The organism is Nitrosophilus sp., assembly GCF_982775275.1.
Genome location: NZ_CEXZHP010000006.1, coordinates 1 through 23,491 on the forward strand (window position 1 = coordinate 1; position 23,491 = coordinate 23,491).

Annotated in this window: 22 protein-coding genes; 4 read left to right on the forward strand and 18 right to left on the reverse strand. The window is 31.4% G+C overall.

What is annotated here, in order from left to right; all coding sequences use genetic code 11:
* A partial coding sequence (gene dnaE, locus AC30RD_RS00760) for a DNA polymerase III subunit alpha (protein WP_489492216.1) occupies window positions 1-1,551 on the reverse strand: 1,551 nt, incomplete at its 3' end.
* A gap of 68 nt (window positions 1,552-1,619) precedes the next feature.
* Here dnaE and AC30RD_RS00765 point away from each other — a divergent pair.
* Complete coding sequence (locus AC30RD_RS00765) at window positions 1,620-2,132, forward strand: shikimate kinase (protein ID WP_489492217.1); 513 nt, start codon at window positions 1,620-1,622, stop codon at window positions 2,130-2,132.
* Window positions 2,133-2,411: 279 nt separating this feature from the next.
* Here AC30RD_RS00765 and AC30RD_RS00770 read toward each other — a convergent pair whose 3' ends face one another.
* On the reverse strand, window positions 2,412-3,338 hold the full coding sequence (locus AC30RD_RS00770) for an RsmB/NOP family class I SAM-dependent RNA methyltransferase (RefSeq protein ID WP_489492218.1): 927 nt from the start codon (window positions 3,336-3,338) through the stop codon (window positions 2,412-2,414).
* A 53-nt stretch (window positions 3,339-3,391) separates the two neighbouring features.
* On the opposite strand from AC30RD_RS00770, the gene AC30RD_RS00775 reads away from it, so the two are divergent.
* Complete coding sequence (locus tag AC30RD_RS00775; protein WP_489492219.1) at window positions 3,392-4,210, forward strand: HAD family hydrolase; 819 nt, start codon at window positions 3,392-3,394, stop codon at window positions 4,208-4,210.
* Window positions 4,179-5,015 (forward strand): glycosyltransferase family 2 protein, encoded by an 837-nt coding sequence (locus AC30RD_RS00780; RefSeq protein WP_489492220.1) that lies wholly within the window; start codon window positions 4,179-4,181, stop codon window positions 5,013-5,015. Before AC30RD_RS00775 ends, AC30RD_RS00780 begins: the two co-directional genes overlap by 32 nt.
* On the opposite strand, the gene AC30RD_RS00785 is transcribed toward AC30RD_RS00780, so the two are convergent.
* The 14 genes from AC30RD_RS00785 to pheS all read right to left on the reverse strand — a co-directional run bounded on the left by AC30RD_RS00785 (window position 5,012) and on the right by pheS (window position 21,028).
* Window positions 5,012-5,569: a DJ-1 family glyoxalase III gene (locus AC30RD_RS00785; protein ID WP_489492221.1), complete on the reverse strand. Its 558-nt coding sequence runs from the start codon at window positions 5,567-5,569 to the stop codon at window positions 5,012-5,014. The two genes, AC30RD_RS00780 and AC30RD_RS00785, sit on opposite strands and share 4 nt — an antisense overlap.
* A 10-nt stretch (window positions 5,570-5,579) precedes the next feature.
* Entirely contained in the window at window positions 5,580-6,146 is a 567-nt protein-coding gene (gene efp / locus AC30RD_RS00790) for an elongation factor P (RefSeq protein WP_489492222.1), read from the reverse strand.
* Between the two features lie 200 nt (window positions 6,147-6,346).
* The gene (locus tag AC30RD_RS00795) at window positions 6,347-6,547 is read right to left on the reverse strand and encodes a DUF2905 domain-containing protein (RefSeq protein ID WP_489492223.1); all 201 of its coding nucleotides are present in this window, start codon (window positions 6,545-6,547) and stop codon (window positions 6,347-6,349) included.
* A 37-nt stretch (window positions 6,548-6,584) separates the two neighbouring features.
* Entirely contained in the window at window positions 6,585-8,267 is a 1,683-nt protein-coding gene (locus tag AC30RD_RS00800; protein ID WP_489492224.1) for an efflux RND transporter permease subunit, read from the reverse strand.
* Entirely contained in the window at window positions 8,264-9,904 is a 1,641-nt protein-coding gene (locus tag AC30RD_RS00805) for an efflux RND transporter permease subunit (protein ID WP_489492225.1), read from the reverse strand. Before AC30RD_RS00805 ends, AC30RD_RS00800 begins: the two co-directional genes overlap by 4 nt.
* A 9-nt stretch (window positions 9,905-9,913) precedes the next feature.
* Complete coding sequence (locus AC30RD_RS00810; protein ID WP_489492226.1) at window positions 9,914-10,705, reverse strand: efflux RND transporter periplasmic adaptor subunit; 792 nt, start codon at window positions 10,703-10,705, stop codon at window positions 9,914-9,916.
* Window positions 10,706-12,118 carry a TolC family protein gene (locus AC30RD_RS00815; protein ID WP_489492228.1) on the reverse strand — a complete coding sequence of 471 codons (1,413 nt, stop codon included), beginning with the start codon at window positions 12,116-12,118 and terminating at the stop codon, window positions 10,706-10,708. It lies immediately after the preceding gene.
* Window positions 12,119-12,247: 129 nt separating this feature from the next.
* The gene (gene serA / locus AC30RD_RS00820; protein ID WP_489492229.1) at window positions 12,248-13,837 is read right to left on the reverse strand and encodes a phosphoglycerate dehydrogenase; all 1,590 of its coding nucleotides are present in this window, start codon (window positions 13,835-13,837) and stop codon (window positions 12,248-12,250) included.
* A gap of 57 nt (window positions 13,838-13,894) precedes the next feature.
* Window positions 13,895-15,559 carry a 30S ribosomal protein S1 gene (locus AC30RD_RS00825; protein WP_489492230.1) on the reverse strand — a complete coding sequence of 555 codons (1,665 nt, stop codon included), beginning with the start codon at window positions 15,557-15,559 and terminating at the stop codon, window positions 13,895-13,897.
* Between the two features lie 26 nt (window positions 15,560-15,585).
* Window positions 15,586-16,413 (reverse strand): 4-hydroxy-3-methylbut-2-enyl diphosphate reductase, encoded by an 828-nt coding sequence (locus AC30RD_RS00830; protein ID WP_489492231.1) that lies wholly within the window; start codon window positions 16,411-16,413, stop codon window positions 15,586-15,588.
* Window positions 16,403-17,698 carry a 3-phosphoshikimate 1-carboxyvinyltransferase gene (aroA, locus tag AC30RD_RS00835; protein WP_489492232.1) on the reverse strand — a complete coding sequence of 432 codons (1,296 nt, stop codon included), beginning with the start codon at window positions 17,696-17,698 and terminating at the stop codon, window positions 16,403-16,405. Before aroA ends, AC30RD_RS00830 begins: the two co-directional genes overlap by 11 nt.
* Entirely contained in the window at window positions 17,695-19,074 is a 1,380-nt protein-coding gene (locus tag AC30RD_RS00840) for a phenylalanine--tRNA ligase subunit beta (protein WP_489492239.1), read from the reverse strand. The genes aroA and AC30RD_RS00840 overlap by 4 nt, the downstream gene beginning before the upstream one ends.
* Window positions 19,068-20,039, reverse strand: a complete 972-nt coding sequence (gene ytpR, locus AC30RD_RS00845) for a YtpR family tRNA-binding protein (RefSeq protein ID WP_489492233.1) — start codon at window positions 20,037-20,039, stop codon at window positions 19,068-19,070. Before ytpR ends, AC30RD_RS00840 begins: the two co-directional genes overlap by 7 nt.
* Entirely contained in the window at window positions 20,036-21,028 is a 993-nt protein-coding gene (pheS, locus tag AC30RD_RS00850) for a phenylalanine--tRNA ligase subunit alpha (RefSeq protein WP_489492235.1), read from the reverse strand. The genes ytpR and pheS overlap by 4 nt, the downstream gene beginning before the upstream one ends.
* Before the next feature lie 147 nt (window positions 21,029-21,175).
* On the opposite strand from pheS, the gene AC30RD_RS00855 reads away from it, so the two are divergent.
* Window positions 21,176-21,535, forward strand: a complete 360-nt coding sequence (locus AC30RD_RS00855) for a histidine triad nucleotide-binding protein (protein WP_489492236.1) — start codon at window positions 21,176-21,178, stop codon at window positions 21,533-21,535.
* Between the two features lie 21 nt (window positions 21,536-21,556).
* Here AC30RD_RS00855 and argH read toward each other — a convergent pair whose 3' ends face one another.
* Both argH and AC30RD_RS00865 read right to left on the reverse strand, forming a co-directional pair.
* On the reverse strand, window positions 21,557-22,942 hold the full coding sequence (argH, locus tag AC30RD_RS00860) for an argininosuccinate lyase (RefSeq protein WP_489492237.1): 1,386 nt from the start codon (window positions 22,940-22,942) through the stop codon (window positions 21,557-21,559).
* Window positions 22,943-22,999: 57 nt separating this feature from the next.
* Window positions 23,000-23,323 carry a cytochrome C gene (locus AC30RD_RS00865; protein ID WP_489492238.1) on the reverse strand — a complete coding sequence of 108 codons (324 nt, stop codon included), beginning with the start codon at window positions 23,321-23,323 and terminating at the stop codon, window positions 23,000-23,002.
* Window positions 23,324-23,491: the final 168 nt, after the last annotated feature.

The following is a 23,491-nucleotide window of genomic DNA, read 5'->3' on the forward strand; positions in this document are numbered from 1 at the left end:
CGCGGCAAGGGGGTTTTCTTCAATTAACTCTTTAATCTTTGGTTCTTGTTCGTATGCTTTTTTTAATGTTATGCCAAGCTGATCGGGTATTAGCTTTGCCATTTTATCAGCTTCAGCATAGCTCATACCCAAAACTCTCGCCACATCTCTTATAACTCCTTTAGCAAGCAGCGATCCAAAAGTTATAACTTGAGCAACATTGTATCTTCCATACTTTTGAACAACATAATCGATTATTTCCCCTCTTCTATCTTGACAAAAATCCATATCAATATCTGGCATACTAACACGTTCTGGATTTAAAAATCTCTCAAAAAGAAGATTATATTTTAATGGATCTATATCTGTTATTTTTAACGCATACGCAACCAAACTTCCAGCTGCGGAACCTCTCCCGGGACCTACGGGAATACCTCTTTCTTTAGCTTCTCTAACAAAATCCCAAACAATTAGCATATATCCTGGGAATTTCATTGAGTTTATTATCTTTATCTCATGATTTAATCTATCCCAATATTTTTGATGCTCATTTTGAGGAATATTTTTTAATCTCTCTTTTAAACCCTTTTTACACTCATACTCAAATAAAATCTCATCATTTTTAAAGCTATATATTTTTTCTTCAGCAAGTTCTATCCCCTCTTTTTGGGCATAATTTTTTGTAAATTTAAAATTTGGAGGTGTAGGATTTCCAAGATCTAACTCAAGATTGCATTTTTCAACGATCTCTTGGGTATTTTCCAAAGCCTCGGGAATATCTGCATATAAAGCAGCCATCTCTTGCGGAGATTTTAGATAAAATTCGGCAACGGTATGTCTTAATCTATCTGGATCATCATACAATTTATTCATCGCTATACACATAAAAGCTTCATGGGCTTGTGCATCTTCTTGAAAAAGATAATGGGTATCATTTGTTGCGATTATTTTTATTCCGGTTTCCAAAGATAGTTTAATTACCTGTTCATCGATATATTGTTGATCATGTATTCCATGCCTCATCAATTCAAGATAAAAATCCTCTCCAAATATCTCTTTATACTCCAAAGCTATCTCTTTTGCTATTTCATAACCTTTTGCTCCAAATTTTATATTTCTTTCGCTATTTAAATTTAAATGCCAATTTATTTCTCCTTGCAAACAGGCACTTGTGCATATAAGGCCTTCACTATACTCTTTTAAAAGTTTTTTATTTATTCTTGGATAATAATAAAACCCCTCTATATAACTTTTTGAGCTTAGATACATTAAATTTTTATACCCAATTTCATTTTTTGCAAAAAGACAGATATGAAATCTCTGTTTTGTAGATTTGTCACCCAAATCATCTTGGTTATGTAGATATGCCTCTATTCCAATAATTGGTTTTATTCCCTCAGCTTTCATAGCCTTATAAAAGTCAATAGCTCCAAACATATTTCCATGATCTGTAATAGCAACGGCATCCATTCCCAGCTCTTTGCATCTTTTTGCAAGAGCTTTTATCTTATTTGCACCATCTAACAAAGAGTATTCAGTATGAAGATGAAGATGGGTAAATTTTAAGCTCATCTGTTTCCTTTTAATTTTTTAACCCAAATTTTGATAACATTATAGAAAATTTTTCCTAAAGAGGGGCTATGAAAAATATAGTACTTATTGGTTTTATGGGCGTAGGAAAAGGAACTCTTGCAAGGGCAATGAGTAAAAAAACCGATCTTTACGCCGTAGATACCGACGATCTAATAGAGAGTTTAACAAATAAAAAGATAAAAAAAATTTTTGAAAAATATGGGGAAAAATATTTTAGACAATTAGAGCAAAAAACCGCCGACTGGTTAACAACAAGCGTTATAAATACGATCATCTCCACAGGAGGAGGTTTTTATAAAGTAAAAAATCTAAAAGATATTGGAACTGTTGTATATTTAAAAGCGGATTTTGACTGGATATACGAAAGAATTGTAAAAAGTAAAAACGCCAAAAAAAAGATCAAAAAAAGACCTCTTTTTAAATCATACAAAGAGGCTAAAAAACTATATAACCAAAGAGTCAAAGAGTATGAAAAGGTAGCCGACTTTATTATCAACGTAGAAAATAAAAAGATTGATGAAATAATCGAAGAAATTATTAAATTAGTTAAAAATAGTTGAGTAGTTGAGTGGTTGAGTGAGCAAGTGCAAAGCGAAGCTTTAGGAAGTAAACTGCTTTACTTCCGGCGCTTGCGAAAGCTACGACTATATGCGAGCCCTAAAATCGATGATTTTAGTGGTGAGCATAGGAGTAGCTGGTGAACTTTGAAGCAAATCGTAGCGAACGAAGCGAGGTAGATTTGCGGTTAGTTAAAATAGTTGAGTAGTTGAATAAAAAAAACCATTATTTGGTTCTAAATAAATCCTACTCATACTAACCATAACTATTTTAGCCTATAACTAAACTTTCTTTATTTTGGCTATAAAAAATCCATCAAACCCATCTTTTGGCAAAATTCTTACACATTTTTTTACCTCTTTATTATATTTTTTATCTTCCCACTCAATAATTCCAGGGGTAAAATTTTCAAATTTGGATTTAATCTCTAAAACCTCAACCCCCTCAGCACTGTTTATTAAAAAATCAACAACCTCTTCGTTCTCTTCCGGTGAAAATGTGCATGTTGCATATATTAACGTTCCTCCCGGTTTTAGACTGTTAAAAGCTGATATTATTAACTCTTTTTGCAATTTTGAATTTCTATAAACTCTTCTTAAACTCCAATATTTTATCGGGTTCTTTAAATTAAGATCAAATTTTGACTCACTTGAACATGGAGCGTCTAATAAAACTTTATCAAAATATAAAGGGCATATTTTGCCTATCGCTCTTGAATCTTTAAGATATGTTTTTATATTTTTCGCACCGCATATTTTAAGATTTCTTTTTAACATATAAAATCTATTTTTATCCTTTTCAACTGCCGATATTTTTCCTTTGTTTTGCAACAAAGAACTCCATAAAAGAGATTTTCCTCCGGGAGCTGAAGCCATATCCAAAAGCCACTCATTCTCATTTAGATCTACTATTAGTGCGCAAAAAATCGAAGATAGATTTTGGATATATATTTTTCCTTCGCTATACTCTTTACTTTTGATGATTTTATCTCTATCTTCTAAATCCAATATAAAAGCATCTTCAAACCAGTTAACATTTTGATATTTTATATTTTTATCAGTTAAAAACTTTTCGATCTCTTCCCTTGTAGTTTTTAATCTATTTATTCTAAAAGAAAATCTTCTTTTTTTTGTATTTAAAAGATTTATTAGATTGGGATCGATTTTATTTAATCTCTCAAAAAAAAGTTTTTCATTATCAACTTTCATTAGAAAACCTTAATTTTTTTTGATATTATAACGTGAAAGTTTTTGGAGGTAAAATGAAAATATTTGTAACCGATCTTGATAAAACTTTTTTAAAAAGCGATCTATCTTTATCAGATTTTAGTAAAGAGATATGGAATAAAAAAGTAAAAGAGGGGTATTTTTTATCTATAGCCACAGCAAGAAGTCTAAAAAAATCTTTGGAATTTTTAGAAGGGCTGGATCTAAAAATTCCTCTAATTCTTTTAGATGGCGCGATGGTTGCCACAAAAGAGAAAAAAGCAATATCTATTAACTCTCTTGACAAAGATATCTCCTCTCAAATTATAGATATCTCAAAAAAATTTGATATAGAGCCTTTTATTGTAGGAATTGAAGATAAAAATTTAAATGAAAAATTTCTATATCCTAAAAAATTAAATATTTATCAAAAAGAGTTGATAAGATCATATAAAAATGATAATAGATTAATGGTAAAAGATAAAATCACTCCCTTAAAAAATAACCTAAAGATTGTTTATATGGGAGAAAAAGAGCATATGGAAGCTTTAGAGAGGGAGTTAAAATCGATATTTAATAACAATATTGAAACTAAACTCTCTAAAGATCCATATATTGATTGTCATTTTTTGACAATATTGCATCCTAAGGGAGATAAATCCCACGCTCTTGAAGAGGTACTTGAATATTTAAATCTATCAGATGAGGATTTGACTGTTTTTGGAGATAGCAAAAACGATCTTGGAATGTTTAAAAAAGCAAAATGTGCAGTTGCTGTTAAAAATGCCCTTGAAGAGGTAAAAAAAGAAGCCGATATAATATTAGAACACACTAACGACGAGGATGGAGTTGCAAGATACTTATCCAAAATTTAGCGTTATAATTCCAGTATATAATCGAGAAAAATATATCAAAAGAGCAATAGAGTCTGTTTTAAAACAAACATATAAAAATTTCGAATTAATAGTAGTAGATGATGGCTCAACAGATGATACTCCAAATATTATCAAAAATTATCCTATAAAAATAATTACCCAAAAAAATTTGGGGGTAAGTGCCGCAAGAAACGCCGGAATAAAAGCCTCAAACGGACAAATAATAGCATTTTTAGATAGTGATGATGAATGGAAAAAAGAGAAATTAATGTCACATTACAAATTTTTTAAAAAAAACAAAAACTTCAAAATTCACCAAACAGATGAGATATGGATAAAAGATGGAAAATTTTTAAATAAAAAAAAGATTCACCAAAAAAAAGAGGGTTTTATATTTTATGACTCTTTACATCTTTGTCTTATTTCTCCTTCGGCTGTAGCTATAAAAAAAGAACTTTTTGAAGAGGTTGGGCTATTTAGAGAGGATTTTGAAGTTTGTGAAGATTATGAACTTTGGCTTAGAATTACTAAAAAATATCCAGTAGGATATAGTGATGAAAAACTAGTTATTAAGTATGGAGGTCATAAAGATCAGCTAAGCAAAAAATATTTTGCGATGGATAGATGGAGAGTAAAAGCTATGCTTCCCTTTTGCGATGATAAAAAGGTTTTAGAAGTCGCCATAAAAAAATGCGAAATATTAATAAAAGGCGCTATAAAACATAAAAATCAAGATATATTAAAAGAGTTTGAAACTATTTATAAAGAACTCGTGCAAAAACAAAAGTTTTTGCACGAAAATTAACAATAATCGGCTAAAAGCCCATCTTTTAGTTGATTATATGTCTCTTCACCATTTAATCTTTTTACGATTTCAAGAGCAAAGCATATTGCGGTTCCTGGACCTCTTGATGTAACCACATTACCATCGACTACAACCTTTTGATCGGCTATATATCCTTCTTTCCCGGTTTTTTCCTCAAAACCCGGATAGTTTGTATGTTTTTTTCCTTCAAGCACGCCAGCCTCTTTCAGAGCCCAAGGAGCAGCACATATCGCACCTACAAGTTTTCCTTTTTGATTCATTTTTCTAATATAATCTTGAACAAGCTCACTTTTTGCTAAATGCTCAGCCCCCGGTAATCCTCCAGGCAAGACCATCATATCAAAATCATCTATATTTACATCTTTTAATAATATATTTACCAACACTTTTAAACCGCTGTTCGCTCCTTCAACTTCATTGTCAAAAAGACCTGCAACAACAACATTGTTTCCCGCTCTATTTAATACATCGATTATCGCCATAGCTTCAATCTCTTCAAATCCATCAGCAAGAGGCACTAAAATATTTGCCATAGATCCCTCCTTATTTAACTTTTTCCAGATATTTTCCCTCTATAGTATCTACTTTTACTACATCACCTGTTAAAATATGAAAAGGGACTTGTATCACTGCACCGGTTTCCAAAGTTGCCGGTTTTTTTCCTCCGGTTGCGGTATCCCCTTTGAAAGCGGGAGCTGTATCAACTACCTTTAATTCAACTACAGGAGGAATTTCTACAGATATTGGTTTGCCGTTATGAAATAAAATCTTTACATTCATCCCATCTTTCATATATTTAATATTATCTTCGCCAACTTGTTCATGGGTTAAAGTTATCTGCTCATAAGTTGTCGTATCCATAAAATGCATATTTTCGCCGTCATCATAAAGATATTGCATCTCTTTTTCCTCAAGATCCGGCTTTTGGGCTTTATCACCGGCATGAAAAGTTTTTTCTAAAACTCTGCCGTCAATTAAAGATTTCAATTTTGTTCTAACATACGCGGCACCTTTTCCAGGCTTTACATGTTGATATTCTATTATTCTATAAGGAATACCGTTTAACTCTATTCTTAAGCCCTTTTTTAAATCACTCATACTATAAGCCATAACTCTCCTTTATTTTTTTGTTGAGTGGTTAAAATGGTTAAGCAGTTTTTAAGAGCATTATGAACAAAGAATCTCAAAGACTCTTCCCATCTGCTCAGTTTGTGGTTTTTTAGAGTATTTAATCAGCTAAGATATCTCTTATTTCCTCTAGTCTATTCAACTTTTTTAACCATTTTAACTTATGCTTAATTTTACCAAAATTATCTAAAAAAACGGGTGAAAAAATATAAAAGAAGAGATAAAATAATACTGATTAAAATAGATGTAGTTATCGGAAAATAAAAAGTAAAGTTATCTTTTTTTATATAAATATCACCGGGCAGTCTTCCAACAAAAGTTATAAAAGCCCCAATAACAATTAATACAATTCCGATAAAAATCAGCATTTTTCCAAATTCCATACAAATCTTTCTTAGGCGGCTAATACCGCCTATAAAACTAATTATTTTTTTTCGTAAAATCCATCGCTTTTGCGTTATCCATCAAAACAGGTATAAATATCAAAGAGACCGCAACGGCTGCAACCGTTCCTCCAATCAGTGCAACGCCAAGTCCTCCAAAAATCGGATCGCTTGCAAGAAGTGCAGAACCTAAAATAATGGCTATTGCGGTAAGCATAATAGGTTTTGCTCTTGTTGCAGTTGCAATAGCAATAGCTCTTTTTTTATCGATGCCTTTATTCTCCATTAACGCCTTTGCAAAATCTATAAGAAGCAAAGAGTTTCTAGAACTAATTCCCATTAAAGCAATAAACCCTATCAATGAAGTTGCAGTTAGAAAAAACACATCCTCAGTCACAATATCAGCAACCCAGTGTCCAATTATTACGCCAATTATAGATAAAAAGCTTCCTGCCATTACTATAGAACTTAATGTATAACTTTTATAATAAACAACCATTAATAGATAAATAAGTATTAAAGCCGCTATAAAAGCAAGACCTAAATCTCTGAAAGTATCAAGAGTAACTTTCATCTCCCCGTCCCACTTCAAATCAATAACCTCGCCACTTTTTTTATCCGTAAATCTTAAATTAAAAAGATAATCTGTAGTTTCAATATCATAATCTTTTGACAACTCTTCAATAATTTTGCTTCTTGCGTCTAAAAGAGGATATACTTGTGAAACCAGATCTGTTTCGGCAATTACGTTTATATATCTTTTTAAATTTTTATGCATTATCATCGGCTCACTATCGGCTTTTACAATATCTACCACTTCTATAAGAGGAACCATCATACCCATCCGGTTCATTAATTCAAAAGAGGCCAATTTACTTTTAACAGACTCAAGGGTTTGATCATTAAATCTTCTAGTTTCATCACTTAATCTTAAAAATAGATCTATCTGAGTTGGATAATCTTTTGTATTTTTTACACCTACGCTCATACCTTCAAAAGCAAGATACATAATCTTTTGAACCTGCTCAACAGATAGACCGCTTTTTTGAATTTTATCAATATTTGGAATAAGTTTATATTTTTGATAAATCTCTTCTTCCATTATATCAATATCCACTAAACCTTCCGTTTTTCTAAAAATATCGGCGATTTTTTTCGCAAATTTTCTAACGCTGCTTAAATTTTCTCCATAAATCTCAGCAACTATCGCCGCAAGCGTAGGAGGACCGGCAGGCTGTTCGATAAGTTTTATTGAGGTTCCCTTTTTTATAGGTTCACACTTTTTTTGAATCACCGGTCTTAATCTATGAACCATATTGTAGCTTCTTTCGTCTCTTTCGTGCTTATCGGTTAAGTTAACCACAAGTTCGGCCAAATTTTCGCTATTTTTAAAAGCGCTCCATTTTACAAGCCCAGCATAATCCAAAGGAGCACCCATACCTAAATATGTCTCAATATCGGTAACCTCTTTTTCTTTTTTTAATATATCTACTACGCACTCTGTTACTTTTTTTGTCTCTTCGATACTGCTTCCCGTTGGAAGATCAACATAAACGCTAAAAGTATTTGCACTTTTGCCAGGAAGCATCTTTGCCAATACTATTTTTGTAGGTATCATAGCTACAGATCCCACAAGAGCTATTAAAGTAGCAATGATTACTAAATTTTTCAAACCTTTTTTTTCTAAAATTTTATAAATAAATTTTTCATATCTTTTCACTTTTTATCTCCTTGATCGATTCTACACTCATCAGGAAGATGTTCCTCTTTTTGAAAATGGTGATGACGGTGATGAAAATGGGGTTTTTTGAGCATACGTCTTGCAAGATACGGCGTAAAAATATACGCTATAACCAATGAAGCTATTAATGCTACAGGAACATTTAAAGGTATAGGTTTCATAAATTCGCCCATCATTCCGCCAACAAAAGCCATAGGAACCATAGTCAATATAATCGCTAAAGTGGCAATATTTGTAGGAGCACCGATTTCATCCGTAGCTTCAACCATAATAGTATCTTCATCCTTATATACCGCATCATGTTCATGAAGATGTCTATGGATATTTTCTATAACTATAATCGCCGCATCAACCAATAAACCAAGAGAGAGTAAAAACGCAAAAAGTGTAATTCTATTTATAGTCTGTCCGGTTATATAAGCTATAAAAAGAGTAATCGCCAATATTGCCGGAACAGTAAAAGTTACTATTAAAGCCTCTTTCCATCCAAGGAAAAATACCAACATAACGGCAATTATGGCAATGGTTATAAGAAGATGATCCACAAGCTCGTTCACCGCATCGTTTGCTCTTTTTCCATAATCTCTTGTTAAAACATATCCGATACCCTCTTTTTCAAGCATCGGTTTTAATTTTTTTAGTTCATTTAATACATCTTGAGCAACAAAAACAGCGTTGGTACCTTTTAATTTTGCGATCGTTAGAGTATATTGAGGGATATTTGATTTTATATCTTTACTCCATATTTTTGCGCTTTTAAAATTTTGTATATCTATAGAATCTTCCACTTTAGCTACATCTTTTAAATATATAGGAGAGCCCATATAGTTTGCTACGATTATATTTTTTACATCTTCGATACTTTCTATAGCGTTTGGAACACCAAATATTACCAATTTATTATCTTTTGTTCTGTTTTTAACTTCTGGAATTTGAAGAGCTACCGACTTTACAGCCATCATTATCTGACCAAGAGATAGATGATAACCTTTTAATTTGTTCAAATCTACAAGGATATTAAATTGTCTTTTATGTGCACCTTTTAGCTCAGTTTTTGATACGTTTTTAATTCGATTAAATCTATACTGAATATCTTTTACGATTTTAAAAAGTTTTGCGTCACTTAAATTTGGATCTTTTTTATAAAATGCAAAAGAAAGTATGGGAATATCTATATCTATATCAAAAGGTTTAACAAGAGGTTGCATTGCGTTTTTTGGTAGTTTATCCATATTTTGCATAACTTTATCATAAAGCTTTAAGTTAGAAATCTCCCTATTTTCTCCTATATAATATTGAACATTTACGATACCCACATTCTCCATAGCCATACCATAAATATATTCAACTCCGGAGATTTCTCTGATCTTTTCCTCTAAAGGCTTTACGATTACTTGCTCGATCTCTTTTGGAGAAGCACCCGGCATAGGAACTATTATGGCACCGCCGCTAATTGCTATCTGGGGGTCTTCTTCCCTTGGCATAATCTCAAGGGCTAGATATCCAACCGCCAATATAAATACCGCCAAAAGAGCCGTTAAAGGATTGTGCAAAAAAGTTAAAGCAAGTTTTCCTGCATAATCTGTGGGTGTATAGTTGCATCTATTTTCTGCCATTTTCTGCCCTTATTTAATAATTATTTCAGAATACATTCCAGGAATAATTTTGTTGTTTCCTTTTTTATCAAACTTAATCTTTACTTTAAATTTATGGGTCATAGGATTTGATGCCGGAATTATAGCCGCTACTTTTCCGGTTGTTTTAAAACCGATTGATGGAATATTTATTTCAACTTTTTTACCTAAAGATACATTTTTTAGATTGCTTTCACTAACCTCCACTAAAATTTTTAAATTATCCAAAGAGGTAATTATAAGTGCCGGCATTCCCGGTATTGCGATTTGGCCCTCTTTTATATTTTTTTGGATAACTACCGCATCATTTGGAGATCTTAATTTTAGATATTCATACTGATGTTTTACAACTTCTAATTGAGCTTTTGCTTGTGCTAACTGCTTTTTTGCAATTTCTACCATATCTTTTGTGTTTTTCTCCATAAGTTCCATATTTTCAAGCTCATATTTTGCTACCATTCCCTTTTTATACAATCTTTTGTATCTTTCATAATTTGTATGGACATTGTTATACATATTTTGATTCATTTGCACAGCGAGTCTTGCTTGAGCTACCATTAGCTCAACTTGAGCTTTTGCCATATCTATCTCTTTGCTATCAATGGTATATAAAAGCTCTCCTTTTTTAACAAAGTCTCCCTCATCAACATATACTTTTTTAACAAATCCCATATATCTACTAGCTACCATTTTGGTATCATCGCTCATAACCGTGCCAGACAATTTTAGTTCGGCGGCAAAAATAGAACCGATTAAAGCTATTAAAAATGCGATTTTTTTCATCTATTCTCCTTTATCCAATAAACTTTCTAATTCAAACACTTTTTCGTTTCTTAAAGTTTTAACTTTAAGCAGATCCAAAAGAGCTTTTATCTCCTCAGAATGCTTTATAAGCACATCACTTATTTTTACAAGCCCCTCTTTATATTTTTCTTGATAATGTTCATATACTCTTTTTGTAAAATCAAACTCTTTCTTTTTAGCTTTAATATCATAATCTTTGCTTTTAACTTCCGTAATTATCTGATTTATTTTTAAAGCCAAACCTCTTTTTGCCAAATTATACTGTTCAAACATTTTCATTTTCTCAATTTTAGCTTTTTGAACTTGAGCAGTCGTTTCGCCGCCGTTAAAAAGATTCCATTTTAGTTGTGCTCCTATGGTGTATGCATCATGATCTGTAAAATCGTTAAAAGGCTTATCGTCTGCACTGCTATACTCTCCAAAAGCTCCGATTTCTGGATAGTATCCGCTTTTTTGAAGTTTTACGTTTTCTTGAACGATTTTTAATCCGATTTTTACCTTTTTCATATCAAAGGTTTTTTCCACAAGCTCTTTTACTTCCCCTTTTGGTAAAGGTGCGAGTTCTTCAACATGTGCAATGGAATCTACTTTTTCACCTATTAAAAACTCTAAAAATTGATATGCTAAATCTCTATTTAATCTTGCTTGATTAAGATAACTCAAAACCTCATATTTTTTAGCCTGAACCTCTAGAAGATCTGTATCTTTTGCATACCCTTCACTCATAAAGGCTTTTATAATCTCTTCCAATTTATCAATATTTGATTTTAATGTTTCAAGATTTTTTATATAATTTTCAACCAATGTAATATCGTAAAACGCCTTTTTTGTTTGATAAATCTTTTCGTTTATTATCTTTTTTTTATCTAAAGTGCTCATCTCTTCCATAGCTTTAGATATTTTTTCATATTGAGTTAGTTTAAATCCGGTAAATAGAGGAACCATATATGTTAGTTTATTTAAAAAGTGATTTCTAGCATCTGGATAGTTTAATTTTTTTGGTTCAATTTCTAGTATAGAACCCATTTGAGAAATCGCAGCCGCAGCTTGGGCGTTTTGTTCTTGAGCCAAAAGACCTAAAACTTGTCCCATAGGCGCTAAAAACTCATCAAACCCAAAATCTGCAAATTTTGCCTCTCTGCTTTGAAGCTTAAATCCAAAAACATTTCCCGCATCATTACTTCTTAAAGCCAAAAAGGTATAATCTAACTTCCCATAATTATAACTTTTTGCGATTTTTGTTTTAAATCTTGCTATCTCTTCATTGAATTTTGCTATTTTTATCTCGCTGTTATTCTTTTTTAAAAGCTCTATCGCATCATTTAGTTTTAGATTTTCAATACCGGCAAAAAGTGAAACCGAAGCAAAAATTAGTGCTATGAAATATCTCATAAATTCCTCCGAAATCTTGCTTGTTATTTTAGCTAAAGATTATATATTCTTATCTCTTAATCATTGTTTAATTTGAAGAAATTTATAAGATATTTTTATATGAAGTAACAAAAAGGAAAATCCTTTTTGTTATAAAATAGCGTAAGATACAGAAATACAAGCCTCTAAATCAGCAAGCTCTTGAAGTGTCTCTTTTGTAACATCATCATCTACTATAATTACCGCTAACGCCAATCCATGATCATCTCTTCCGAGTCTAAAATCTGCTATATTGATATTATGCTTAGCCAAAATCATACCAACTTGGCCTATAACTCCAGGAACGTCGGTGTTTTTAAATAGTATCATCTTACCTTTTGGTTCAACATCTATTGTAAAATTGTTAATTTCTACTATTCTTTGAACATTCTCTTCAAAAATCGTCCCCCCAATCTCTATAACATCCTTATCTGTAGTTAATTTAACCGAAACTTTATTTTTATATCCGCTTGTGTTAGGCTGGGTTTTACTAACTATTTCTATACCTCTTTCCTTTGCTACAAATTCGGCATTTACGTAATTTACCCCTTCTCCCAAAGACTCTTTTAAAGCACCTACTACTACAAATGTGGTTAAAGATTTTAAATATTCGCCTATTTCTCCTTCGGCTATAACTTTTATGGATTTAAAAGCCCCTTTATTTACTTGAGCGGCTAAAAAGCCCATTTTTTGCGTAAGTTCAAGATATGGTCTAACAAAAGGAGGTATCTCATCCTCTTTTATAGGAAGATTTAAAGCGTTTGGATAACTGCTTCCTCTTGCAGCCTCAATAGCAGCCTGAGCCGCTTGGATAGCTATTTTTTCTTGAGATTCGATCGTGTTTGCTCCAAGATGTGGAGTAACTGTTACATTATCAAGCTCTAAAAGCTTATTATCTGTTGCGGGCTCTTTTGTAAAAACATCAATTCCCGCAAATCTAATCTTTTTGCTTTTTAATCCTTCATATAGCGCATCTTCATTATAAAGCCCGCCTCTTGCGCAGTTTATCAAAATAACTCCATCTTTCATTTTTGCAATTTCATCATGACCTATCATGTTGATAGTCTCTTTATTTTTTGGAGTATGAATCGTAATAATATCGCATTTTAGTATTTCGTCAAAATTTGTAGTATATTTTATACCCAAATCGGTCGCTTTTTCAGGAGGAATATAAGGATCGTAAGTTATTACTTCCATCTCAAAAGCTTTAGCTCTTATACCCACTCTGCTTCCAATATTTCCAAAACCGATTATTCCTAATTTTTTTCCTTTAAGCTCGGTTCCAAGCCAGTTTTCTCTTTTCCAAATTCTCTCAAGTTTTAGCTGATTGTGTGCGTAGGGAAAGGCTCTAACACAACTTAGCATATGTGCCATAGTAAGCTCAACCGCGGCTATCGTATTTGCGGTAGGAACATTCATCACTATGATTCCTCTTCTGCTGCATCCGTCTATATCTACGTTATCAACTCCCACACCTGCTCTAACGATGGCTTTTAAATTTTTTGCAGCTTCTAAAAAAGGCTCATCAACTGGCGTTGGACTTCTTGTTATAACAACATCAGCATCAGAGATAACTTTATATAACTCATCTCCTTTTGGAACATCAGCGGCATTAACAACATCTATATCTTGCTCTTTTTTTAAGATTTCTAGTCCCTTTTGATGAATATGATCGCATACAACTATCTTTTTTTTATCCATCAATATCCTTTTTATAGTTAGTTGAGTAATTCAAGCCCAATTTAATCCCTCGACTAATTAATTGTTTAGTTTATCTTTTATGATCTCTCCAAGGGTTATCTTTTCATCATTTTTATTAATCTCTTTTAAAGCCTCTTTCTCTTTAATTTTAGAAAGTCTTTTTACCGATACTCTTATTTTATCTTTAACAGTGTCTATCATAGATATCACACCTTCAATCTCGTCACCTATATTTAGTTCATCTTTTTTCAAAGGAGCCAAATCCTCGTTTCTAATAAGAGCGTCAACACCAGGTGATAGTTCTATAAATACTCCAAACTCTTTAATATCTTTAACTTTTCCTTTAACTATATCTCCAACTTTTTTATCTTTAACATATTTTTGCAAAGGGGACTCTTGACAAGCCTTAGCGCTTAAAGATATCTTTTCATTTTCATTATCGATTTTTAATATTTTAACTTCTACTTCATCGCCAACATTCAATAGATCTTTTGCTTTGGCTTTCTCCCAGGATACATCTTGATTATGTAGTAACCCTTCAACGTTATCGATTTTAACAAAAGCACCAAAATCGGTCAGGGATGTAACTATACCCTTAACAACCTCACCCTCTTTATGTTTTTTTGAAAACTCCTCAAAAGGTTTTGGTAGCAATCTTTTTAAAGATACTCTGAGTTTTCTGTTTTGTGGATCTATCTCTATAACTTCTACATCTATCTCGTCGCCAATTTTTAGATATTCGTTTGGATTTTTAACTTTTTTATCCCAACTAATTTCAGATATGTGTAAAAATCCCTCTACATCGTTTCCTAAATCCACAAAAACACCGTATGGTTCAATATTGCTAACTGTTACGTTTATCGTATCTCCAACTTCTAACTCATCTTTTATCTCATTCCACGGATCTGGCTGAGTTGCCTTTATTGAGAGTGACAATCTATTTTTCTCTTCATCATAAGAAATTGCTCTAACATTTACATTTTCGCCTTCTTGAAAATATTTTGCTGGATTTACCGGACCTTTGTAGCTTATTTCGTTGTAATGAACAAGTCCTTCTACACCAGGAGCAACCTCTACAAACATTCCATAGTTTGTAATCTTTTTAATCTTTCCTTCAACAATTTTCTCATTTTCCATTAAATCTTTTATAATCTCTTTTTTTCTCTTTCTTTCATCTTCTATATATTTTTTTCTTGAGATTATTATAGAGTTATTCTCTTCATCGATTTTTTCAATCTTTGCTTTGATTTTTCTACCCGGTTCAACTCTTCCTTTTAGATAAGATAAAGAGTTTGGCATAAAAAATTGAACACCATCGCTCTCAACAGTGTAACCGCCTCTATTTTTTCCGGTAATTACACCCTCAACTACGATATTTTCAAAGTCATCTTTATGCTCTTTGATAAAATCGGCGGTTTTTGCTTTTGCCATAGCTTTTTTATGAGAGATTATCGGCCTTTCATTTTTAAACCCAGATACCAAAACTTTGATCGAGTCACCTACGTTATATAAAAGATTTCCCTCTTTATCTTTTATTTCGTTAATATTTAAAATACCCTCTTGCTTTTCTCCAACATCAACAAGAACTCTTTCGTTATTTTGTATCTCAACTATATGCCCGTCTATTATTTTAGACTCGCTCTTTTTAAACGACTCCTCAAGCATCGACGCAAAATCTTCGCTTGATTCGCCACCCTTTAACAATTCCTCTTTATTCATCATACTTTCCTTACTTAAAAATTTGCTTATTATACTTTAAATTCCCTTATTTTACCAATAACTTTTTCTATAATCCAATCAGGAGTAGAGGCTCCAGCCGTAATTCCACATATTTTTTTTCCGATAAACCACTCTTTTTTCAACTCGTTTTCATCCTCTACCAAATAACTATCTTCACAATTTTCTTTACAAATATTAAAAAGCTGCTTTGTATTTGAAGAGTTTTTACCCCCTATTATTATCATAATATCGGCTTCTTTTGAAAGTTCTCTTGCGGCGTCTTGGTTTTCAAAAGTTGCGTTACATATGGTGTTGAAAACTCTAACCTCTTTGCAGTTTTCCATCAAATAGTTAACAATTTTTTGATATTCCAAAAATTTTCTTGTTGTTTGAGCAACCGTTGCAACCTTCTCTTTTAATTTTTTACCTTTTAATTCATCAACGTCTAAAACTACAATCGGATCTTTTGCGTAACTCATAACTCCTTTAATTTCAGGATGATTAATATCTCCAAAAATTACTACACTATAACCTTCATTGCTCATTTTTTCTACGATTTGCTGCGGTTTAGTTACAAATGGGCATGTAGCGTCAATAATATTTACATCTTTTTTTTGTAATAAATTTAATTTATCTTTTGGAATCCCATGGGTTCTAATAACTACCGTGTCTCCTTGATTTACTTCATCTATATCTTCAACAAGCCCAACATTAAACTCATCTTTTAATCTATCGATCTCTTTTTTATTATGTATTAAGGGTCCTAAAGTATTGCTGTTTTTTGTCTCTTCAGCTATCTTTATAGCTCTTTTTACCCCAAAACAAAATCCGTAACTTTTTGCTAATCTAATCTCCAATTTCAACCTCTGCTATTTTTGATAAAATTTTCACAAAATTTGGAAAAGAGGTGGATATACATTTGGTATCTTTTACTTTCATGCCACTTAGTAGTCCTGCAATTAAAAAGCTCATAGCTATTCTATGATCACCAAAACTATCAATTTCCGCCTCTTTTATCTCCCCACCTTCAATTTCGTAACCATCATCAAATTCAACCACATTTATACCACATTTTTTTAAATTGTCAACTACACTTTTTATTCTATCACTCTCTTTGACTCTCAGCTCTTTAGCGTTTTTTACCAAACTTTTTCCTTTTGCTACAGCCATAGCGATAGATAGAGCCGGTAGCTCATCTATAAGCCAAGATATATTTTTACTAACTTCAACACCTTCCAAAGGTGCATACTCAACTAAAATATCGCCAATTGGCTCATAAATATTCTCTTTTTCTATAAACTCTACCTTTGCGCCCATTTTCTTAAGAACATTATAAGCCTCTATTCTTGTAGGATTTAATGTTACATTTTTTATTAAAACTCTACTTTTTGGAGTAATAGCCGCGGCAACCGCAAAGAAAAATCCACTTGAAGGATCAGCCGGTATTTTGATATTTAAAGGCTTTAGAGGCTCATTTTGAGGATAAATAACTACTTCATAACCCTTATTTAAAACTTTCGTCTCAAGTTTTGCACCCATACCTTTTAACATTCTTTCTGTATGGTCTCTGCTAAGTTCTGGCTCAAAATAATAACTTTTATCATCAGCTTTCAAAGCTGCCAATATCATCGCACTTTTAACCTGAGCCGAAGCGATTTTGCTTTTATATGAAAAACTTTTAAGTTTAGATCCTCTAATAGCTAAAGGAGCTAAATTTCCATTTTCTCTACCGTCAATTATAGCCCCTATACTTTTTAAAGGCTCTACCACTCTTTTCATAGGTCTTTTTCTTAAATATTTATCTCCGGTCAATACGAAAAAACCATTCATGCTTGAAAATAGTCCGCAAAAAAGCCTAATTGAAGTCCCAGAATTTCCACAATCTAATACATCATCTGGCTCTTTTATCTCTTTTGGAGTAATTACAATTTTTTCCTTTTCTATCTCAACCTCAGCACCCAATTTTGAAACGATATTTAAACTATTTAGCGTATCTTCGGCCATTAAAAAGTTTTTAATAACTGAGGGTTTATCACTCAATAAAGAGAACATTGCGGCTCTATGAGATATCGATTTATCTGGCGCAATATCATCTATCTCTAAATCAAAAGGTTTACTCTTTTTTACTTTTATATAACTCATCTAAGCTCGGCTCCAATACTACTTTTTAAAATATTTAGCAACTCTTGCATTATTGTAGAGATCTCATCTTCTGATAAAGTTTTGATATCTGATTGAACTACAAATCTAATAGTTAAACTCTTTTTGTTTCCCAATTTCTCACTCTCATAAATATCTACTGGATAAAATCTTTTAATCTCTTTAGGCAATTTCTCTTTCAATGAATCTTTTATGCTTTCAAAATCGATGCTCTTATCTATCAAAATACTCAAATCTCTAAAAGCTATTTGGTATTTTGAGTACTCTTTAGCCTCTTTTAGTTCAAAAGGTATCTTATCAAACTCGATTTCACATATATAAGTGGGTGGAATATCAAAACCTTTCTGATATAAAAGATGGAGTTTATAAATATATCCTACTATGCAATTTTTTATCTTTATCTTAGCGCATTGATATGGATGCATAAGATTGTTTTTTGGTTCGCACTTACTTAACTCAAAATCTCCAATTACCTGCGAGATTTTTTTTACAAACTCGCTAAAATCAATAAAATCCGGCTTTCCGTGATTTGAGATAAAATCGTTCTCTTTAAACCCTGTATAAATAAACCCAAAATTTATTTTTTCATTTCTATCTATATCAAAAACCGTCCCAATTTCAAAAAGTCTTACAACTTTTTTTCCATTTTTATAATTATAAATTGCTTGTTCCAATAATCCCGGAACAAGAGAAGTTCTTAAACTGTTTAACTCTTTTGTTATTGGATTGATTAAATCCAACTCTTTTTTGACCAATTCAAATCCAAAATCCTTTAAATTTTCTCTATTTGTAAATATATAGTTTGTTGTTTCATAAAACCCTGCTGCAACTGCTAGATTTTTGAAATTTTTTCTTTTTCTAAAATCAAAATAATCTCTATTTAGCCTATTTTTTTCCTCTAATTTAAACGGTTTAGATGCTATTTTATCTATTCCAATAAATCTTATACACTCTTCTGCTATATCTTGATCATTCTCAATATCATGTCTAAATTTTGGAACTTTAACTACAATATTTTCGCTCTCTTTTTTCGTAACCTCAAAACCCAATTTTGATAATATAGTTACGATACTATTTTGAGAAATCTCTTCACCTATTAAGGAGTTTAGTTTCTCTAAATTTACGTTTACGCTTTTTTGCTTAAACTCTTTTATAATCTCATGGGAGCCAGAAAATATATCTATATCGCTAAATTCTTTTATTAAATAACAAAAATAGTCAATCCCAAAATTAAGATCTGGATTGCTGCCTCTACTGCTTCTATAATAAACCCAGTCCGTATCTATTTTGTTTTTTTTGGAAGCTTCAAAAAATCTTTTTGATAAAAGATGCGGATCTATGTAGCTTGCCTCTATAATAAAATATTTTTCCTCTTTTTAGGTTTTGACTCTTTTATCTGATTTACTCCAATAATTGAGATTTTTTTATTATCATAAACTGCATCTAAATCATTTTCGTCTTTTTTTAATTCAATTTTTGCTATATCATCCTCTTTAAATATATCATAACTATAAGCCCTTAAAATAGTTCCTGTTGAATATGTAGCATAAAAAGCGATATTTTCAATTTCATTTTCAAAATTTTCTTCAATAAAAGCCAATCTTATTTTTATTTTCAAAGGTGTCTCAAAACCCCCGTTAGAAAAAAGCTTATAGATCAAACTGGCATCTATTTCGTTATGTTTTATATTTAATACCCTTCCTATTCCTAGTTGCATCTTCTCTTTTTTTTCAAATACAATATCTTCTGGTCCCTTCAAATTTATATCAAAAGCTGCACTAAGCTCTCTAGCAACTCCATAAATACTTAAACAGTCTCCTCTGTTTGCGGTAAGTTCTATCTCAATTATTTCATCATTTAAAATTTCATAATCTCTAAGCTCTTTACCAAGATTTAATTTTCCTATACTATCATCTAAAACCATTATTCCATCTTCAAGTTTTGGCAATCCAAGCTCAGTCGATGAACAAATCATTCCAAAACTCTCAACTCCTCTTAGTTTAGCCGGTTTAATTTTAAAATTCCCCGGCAAAATAGAACCAACTTTTGCAACTGCTACATATTGGTTTGCTGCTACATTTTTAGCTCCACAAACTATCTGAAGAGTCTCATCGCCTACATCCACTTCACAAACAGAGAGTTTATCGGCATTTGGATGTTTTTGGCATTTTAAAACTTTTCCGATAACAACATTTTGAGGTATATCTATTTTTTTATAATCAGCTACTTCTAAACCGATACTGTTTAATTTTTTAATTATATCTTCGGTTTTTATTTTTGATATATCGATCCATTCTTGCAACCAACTTCTTGTTATAATCATCTAAACTGCTCCAATAATCTTAAATCACCTTCAAAAAGACTTCTTAAATCACCTATTTTATGTATTAACATAGCAAATCTCTCTATTCCTAAACCAAAAGCGTATCCACTAACATCACTATAACCAACCGCTTTAAAAACATTTGGATCAACCATCCCGCAGCCAAGCACTTCCAACCATCCAGTTTGCGAACAAACCCTACAACCTTTTCCTTTGCAAAAAATACAACTTATATCAACTTCGGCAGAAGGTTCAGTAAAAGGAAAAAAACTTGGCCTATATCTAATATCAACGTCGCCAAACATAAAGTGTAAAAAATCGCTCAATATAAATTTTAAATTAGCAAAAGAAACTTTACCTTTTTTATCTACAACCAACCCTTCAACTTGATGAAACATAGGAGTGTGAGTCAAGTCAAAATCTCTTCTAAATACAGCTCCTGGACTTATCATTCTAATTGGAGGTTTTTGTTTTAGCATAGTTCTAATTTGAACAGGTGAAGTATGTGTTCTTAAAAGCTTCTCATCTTTAAAATAAAAAGTGTCTTGCATATCCCTAGCTGGATGATATTTTGGTAGATTGAGCGCTTCAAAATTATAAAAATCATCCTCCACCAAAGGTCCACTCTCAATAGAAAAATTCATTGATATAAAATATTCTATAATTTTATCCAATGTATCTTGAACCGGATGAAGCGCACCTTTGTTATTATAAGGAGAATAAAGAGTTACATCTATCTCATCTTTTTGTAGCTCTTTTTGTAACTCTTTTTTTTCTAATTCTTCTCTTTTTTTGGATAATAGTTTATTTAATTTTATTTTTAACTCATTTAACTCTTTTGCAACTTTTGGCTTCACTTCATTTGGCAACTCTTTTAATTTAGCAAATTCTGAAGCCAAAATGCCTTTTTTACCAAAAATTTCAACTCTTATTTTTTCAAGTTCTTCTAAATTTATAGCTTCTTCAATCTTTTTTAACCATTCTTGCAAAAAGCACCCCTATTTTTTAGTTTTGCAAATGATATTATAGTTTTCATTATAAAAAGATAAGATTTTGTATTATATACTTTGTTAAATGGTTAAAAAGCTTGGTTATTTTAACCACTCAACTATTTAGCTAATATATAAGGAGAAAAAATGTGTATTTTTTGTAAAATAGTAGAAGGTGAGATTCCAGCAAATAAAGTTTTAGAAAATGATGAGTTTTTAGCTTTTCATGATATTAGTCCAAAAGCGCCGATTCATGTTTTAATCATCCCTAAACAACATATTGAAAATTTCCAAAGCACTCCACCTGAAGTAATGGCTAAAATGACTCCTTTTATTCAAGAGGTAGCAAAAAAATTATCTTTAGATAAAACAGGCTATAGACTTATTGTAAATAACGGAGAAGATGGTGGACAAGAAGTGATGCATCTTCATTTTCATATGTTGGGCGGTGCAAAACTCATCTGGCCACATTTAGCACCAGACAAAGAGGCAAAAAAATATGTCTAAATAATATTGAGGAGATTAGTTTTAGCTATTCTCCTCAAGCCATTTTTCAAAATATTTTATCTGTTTTTCTACTTGATTAATTGAAGTTGCTCCCAATGAATCTCTTGAATTCATTGAATGCTCAAGTTTTAAATATTGAATTACATCCTCTTTTATTCTTTCATCTATCGATTTTAACTCATCATATGTGAGATCACTTATATCTTTTTTCTTTTTTTCAGCCAATGCAACCGCACGTCCTGTTATAAAATGAGCTTCCCTAAATGGAATATTACATTTTTGAACTAAATAATCAGCTAAATCTGTGGCAGTCAAATGACCAATTTTAGCTGCTTTATACATGTTTTCTTTATTAATTTTCATAGTTTTTATTACTTCATTTAAAATTGTTAAACTAATTTTTGCAGTTTTTACACTATCAAAAACACCTTCTTTATCTTCTTGCATATCCTTGTTGTATGCTAAAGGTAAACCTTTCATTACAGTTAACAATGAGATTAGATTGCCATAAGTCCTTCCGGTTTTTCCCCTTAAAAGTTCTGGCACATCTGGATTTTTCTTTTGTGGCATAATAGAACTTCCCGTCGCATAATCATCACTAATGGTAATAAATCTAAACTCATAACTTGACCATAATATTAACTCTTCAGAAAGTCTTGAAATATGCATCATCATTGTAGCTATATTAAACAAAATCTCAAGTGCAAAATCTCTATCGCTTACACTATCTAAACAATTTATGGTTGGAGCTTTAAAACCTAGTTCTTTTGCCGTATATTCTCTATCTATTGGATGGGGAGTTCCAGCTAATGCAGCACAACCCAAAGGTGAATAATTATTTCTTTCATATGAATTTTTAAATCTCTCTAAATCTCTTTTAAACATACTTACATAAGCTAGTAAATGATATGCAAAAGAGATAGGTTGAGCATGCTGAAGATGAGTCATCCCAGGCAAAATTGTTTCTTTATGTTTTTTTGCTATATTTAAAAAAGTTTTAATAAGCTCTTTTATAAGCTCAATTATAATCTTATTGTTTTTTTGAACATACAGTTTAAAATCCAAAGCAACCTGATCATTTCTACTTCTTGCAGTATGAAGTTTTTTACCAGCATAACCAATTTTTTGAGTCAATCTTTTTTCAATCGCCATATGAATATCTTCATCAGATATATCAAATTTAAATTCTCCTTTTTCTATCTCTTCTTTTATTTCATTTAAACCTTTTATAATATCATTTAACTCCTGATCTGTTAAAATTCCTTGTTTATTAAGCATTTTTGCATGAACTATTGAACCTAAAATATCCTCATTATATAGCTCTTTATCAAACATAAGTGACGCATTAAATTGATCCAATAACTTACTTGCATCTTTTTCAAACCTACCAGACCACATCTTTGACATAACAACTCCAATATAAAAATTTTGAGAATTTTATCTAAAAAAGAATTTTTTTAAAAGCTAATCACTACATGCAGGAACATTTCCACTATCAGCAGCATATTTGACAAAAAAATCTAATAAATGTTTATAATTTTTAGAAAATCTATCACTATCAAAATATTTCATGGCATCTTTATCTTTTTCATGTGCTTTTTTTAATAACATGGCTTCATTTTCAAAAAGCTTTATCCACTCTTCAGAACTTTTTGCTTTGGCAACTTTAGATCCATTTCCATGGCAAATTTTGCATTTTTTCATATACTCTTTTTGCCCCTTAAAGACAGATCCATTTACAAAAGATAAAAATAAAAAAAATATCAATATATATCTTAGTGCACTCATAAAAAGCCTTTAAATGATTTACTATTTTAAATTATAATACATTAGGAAAAATAATAATTACCTTAATAAATTTTGGTTGAATTGTTGAGTGGTTAAAATGGTTAAAATAGTTAAGTAGTTGAGTGAGCAAGCGCAAAGCGAAGCTTTAGGAAGTAAACTGCTTTACTT

Bases quoted from the DNA above. Each gene is read 5' to 3' on its own strand.
- AC30RD_RS00795 (WP_489492223.1), bottom strand. From the start codon at position 6,547: ATGGAATTTGGAAAAATGCTGATTTTTATCGGAATTGTATTAATTGTT.
- AC30RD_RS00765 (WP_489492217.1), top strand. From the start codon at position 1,620: ATGAAAAATATAGTACTTATTGGTTTTATGGGCGTAGGAAAAGGAACT.
- ytpR (WP_489492233.1), bottom strand. From the start codon at position 20,039: ATGATTATAACAAGAAGTTGGTTGCAAGAATGGATCGATATATCAAAA.
- aroA (WP_489492232.1), bottom strand. From the start codon at position 17,698: ATGAGTTATATAAAAGTAAAAAAGAGTAAACCTTTTGATTTAGAGATA.
- serA (WP_489492229.1), bottom strand. From the start codon at position 13,837: ATGGATAAAAAAAAGATAGTTGTATGCGATCATATTCATCAAAAGGGA.
- AC30RD_RS00775 (WP_489492219.1), top strand. From the start codon at position 3,392: ATGAAAATATTTGTAACCGATCTTGATAAAACTTTTTTAAAAAGCGAT.
- AC30RD_RS00825 (WP_489492230.1), bottom strand. From the start codon at position 15,559: ATGATGAATAAAGAGGAATTGTTAAAGGGTGGCGAATCAAGCGAAGAT.
- AC30RD_RS00815 (WP_489492228.1), bottom strand. From the start codon at position 12,118: ATGAGATATTTCATAGCACTAATTTTTGCTTCGGTTTCACTTTTTGCC.
- AC30RD_RS00805 (WP_489492225.1), bottom strand. From the start codon at position 9,904: ATGGCAGAAAATAGATGCAACTATACACCCACAGATTATGCAGGAAAA.
- AC30RD_RS00770 (WP_489492218.1), bottom strand. From the start codon at position 3,338: ATGAAAGTTGATAATGAAAAACTTTTTTTTGAGAGATTAAATAAAATC.
- AC30RD_RS00780 (WP_489492220.1), top strand. From the start codon at position 4,179: ATGGAGTTGCAAGATACTTATCCAAAATTTAGCGTTATAATTCCAGTA.
- AC30RD_RS00785 (WP_489492221.1), bottom strand. From the start codon at position 5,569: ATGGCAAATATTTTAGTGCCTCTTGCTGATGGATTTGAAGAGATTGAA.
- AC30RD_RS00810 (WP_489492226.1), bottom strand. From the start codon at position 10,705: ATGAAAAAAATCGCATTTTTAATAGCTTTAATCGGTTCTATTTTTGCC.
- AC30RD_RS00855 (WP_489492236.1), top strand. From the start codon at position 21,176: ATGTGTATTTTTTGTAAAATAGTAGAAGGTGAGATTCCAGCAAATAAA.
- AC30RD_RS00865 (WP_489492238.1), bottom strand. From the start codon at position 23,323: ATGAGTGCACTAAGATATATATTGATATTTTTTTTATTTTTATCTTTT.
- efp (WP_489492222.1), bottom strand. From the start codon at position 6,146: ATGGCTTATAGTATGAGTGATTTAAAAAAGGGCTTAAGAATAGAGTTA.
- argH (WP_489492237.1), bottom strand. From the start codon at position 22,942: ATGTCAAAGATGTGGTCTGGTAGGTTTGAAAAAGATGCAAGTAAGTTA.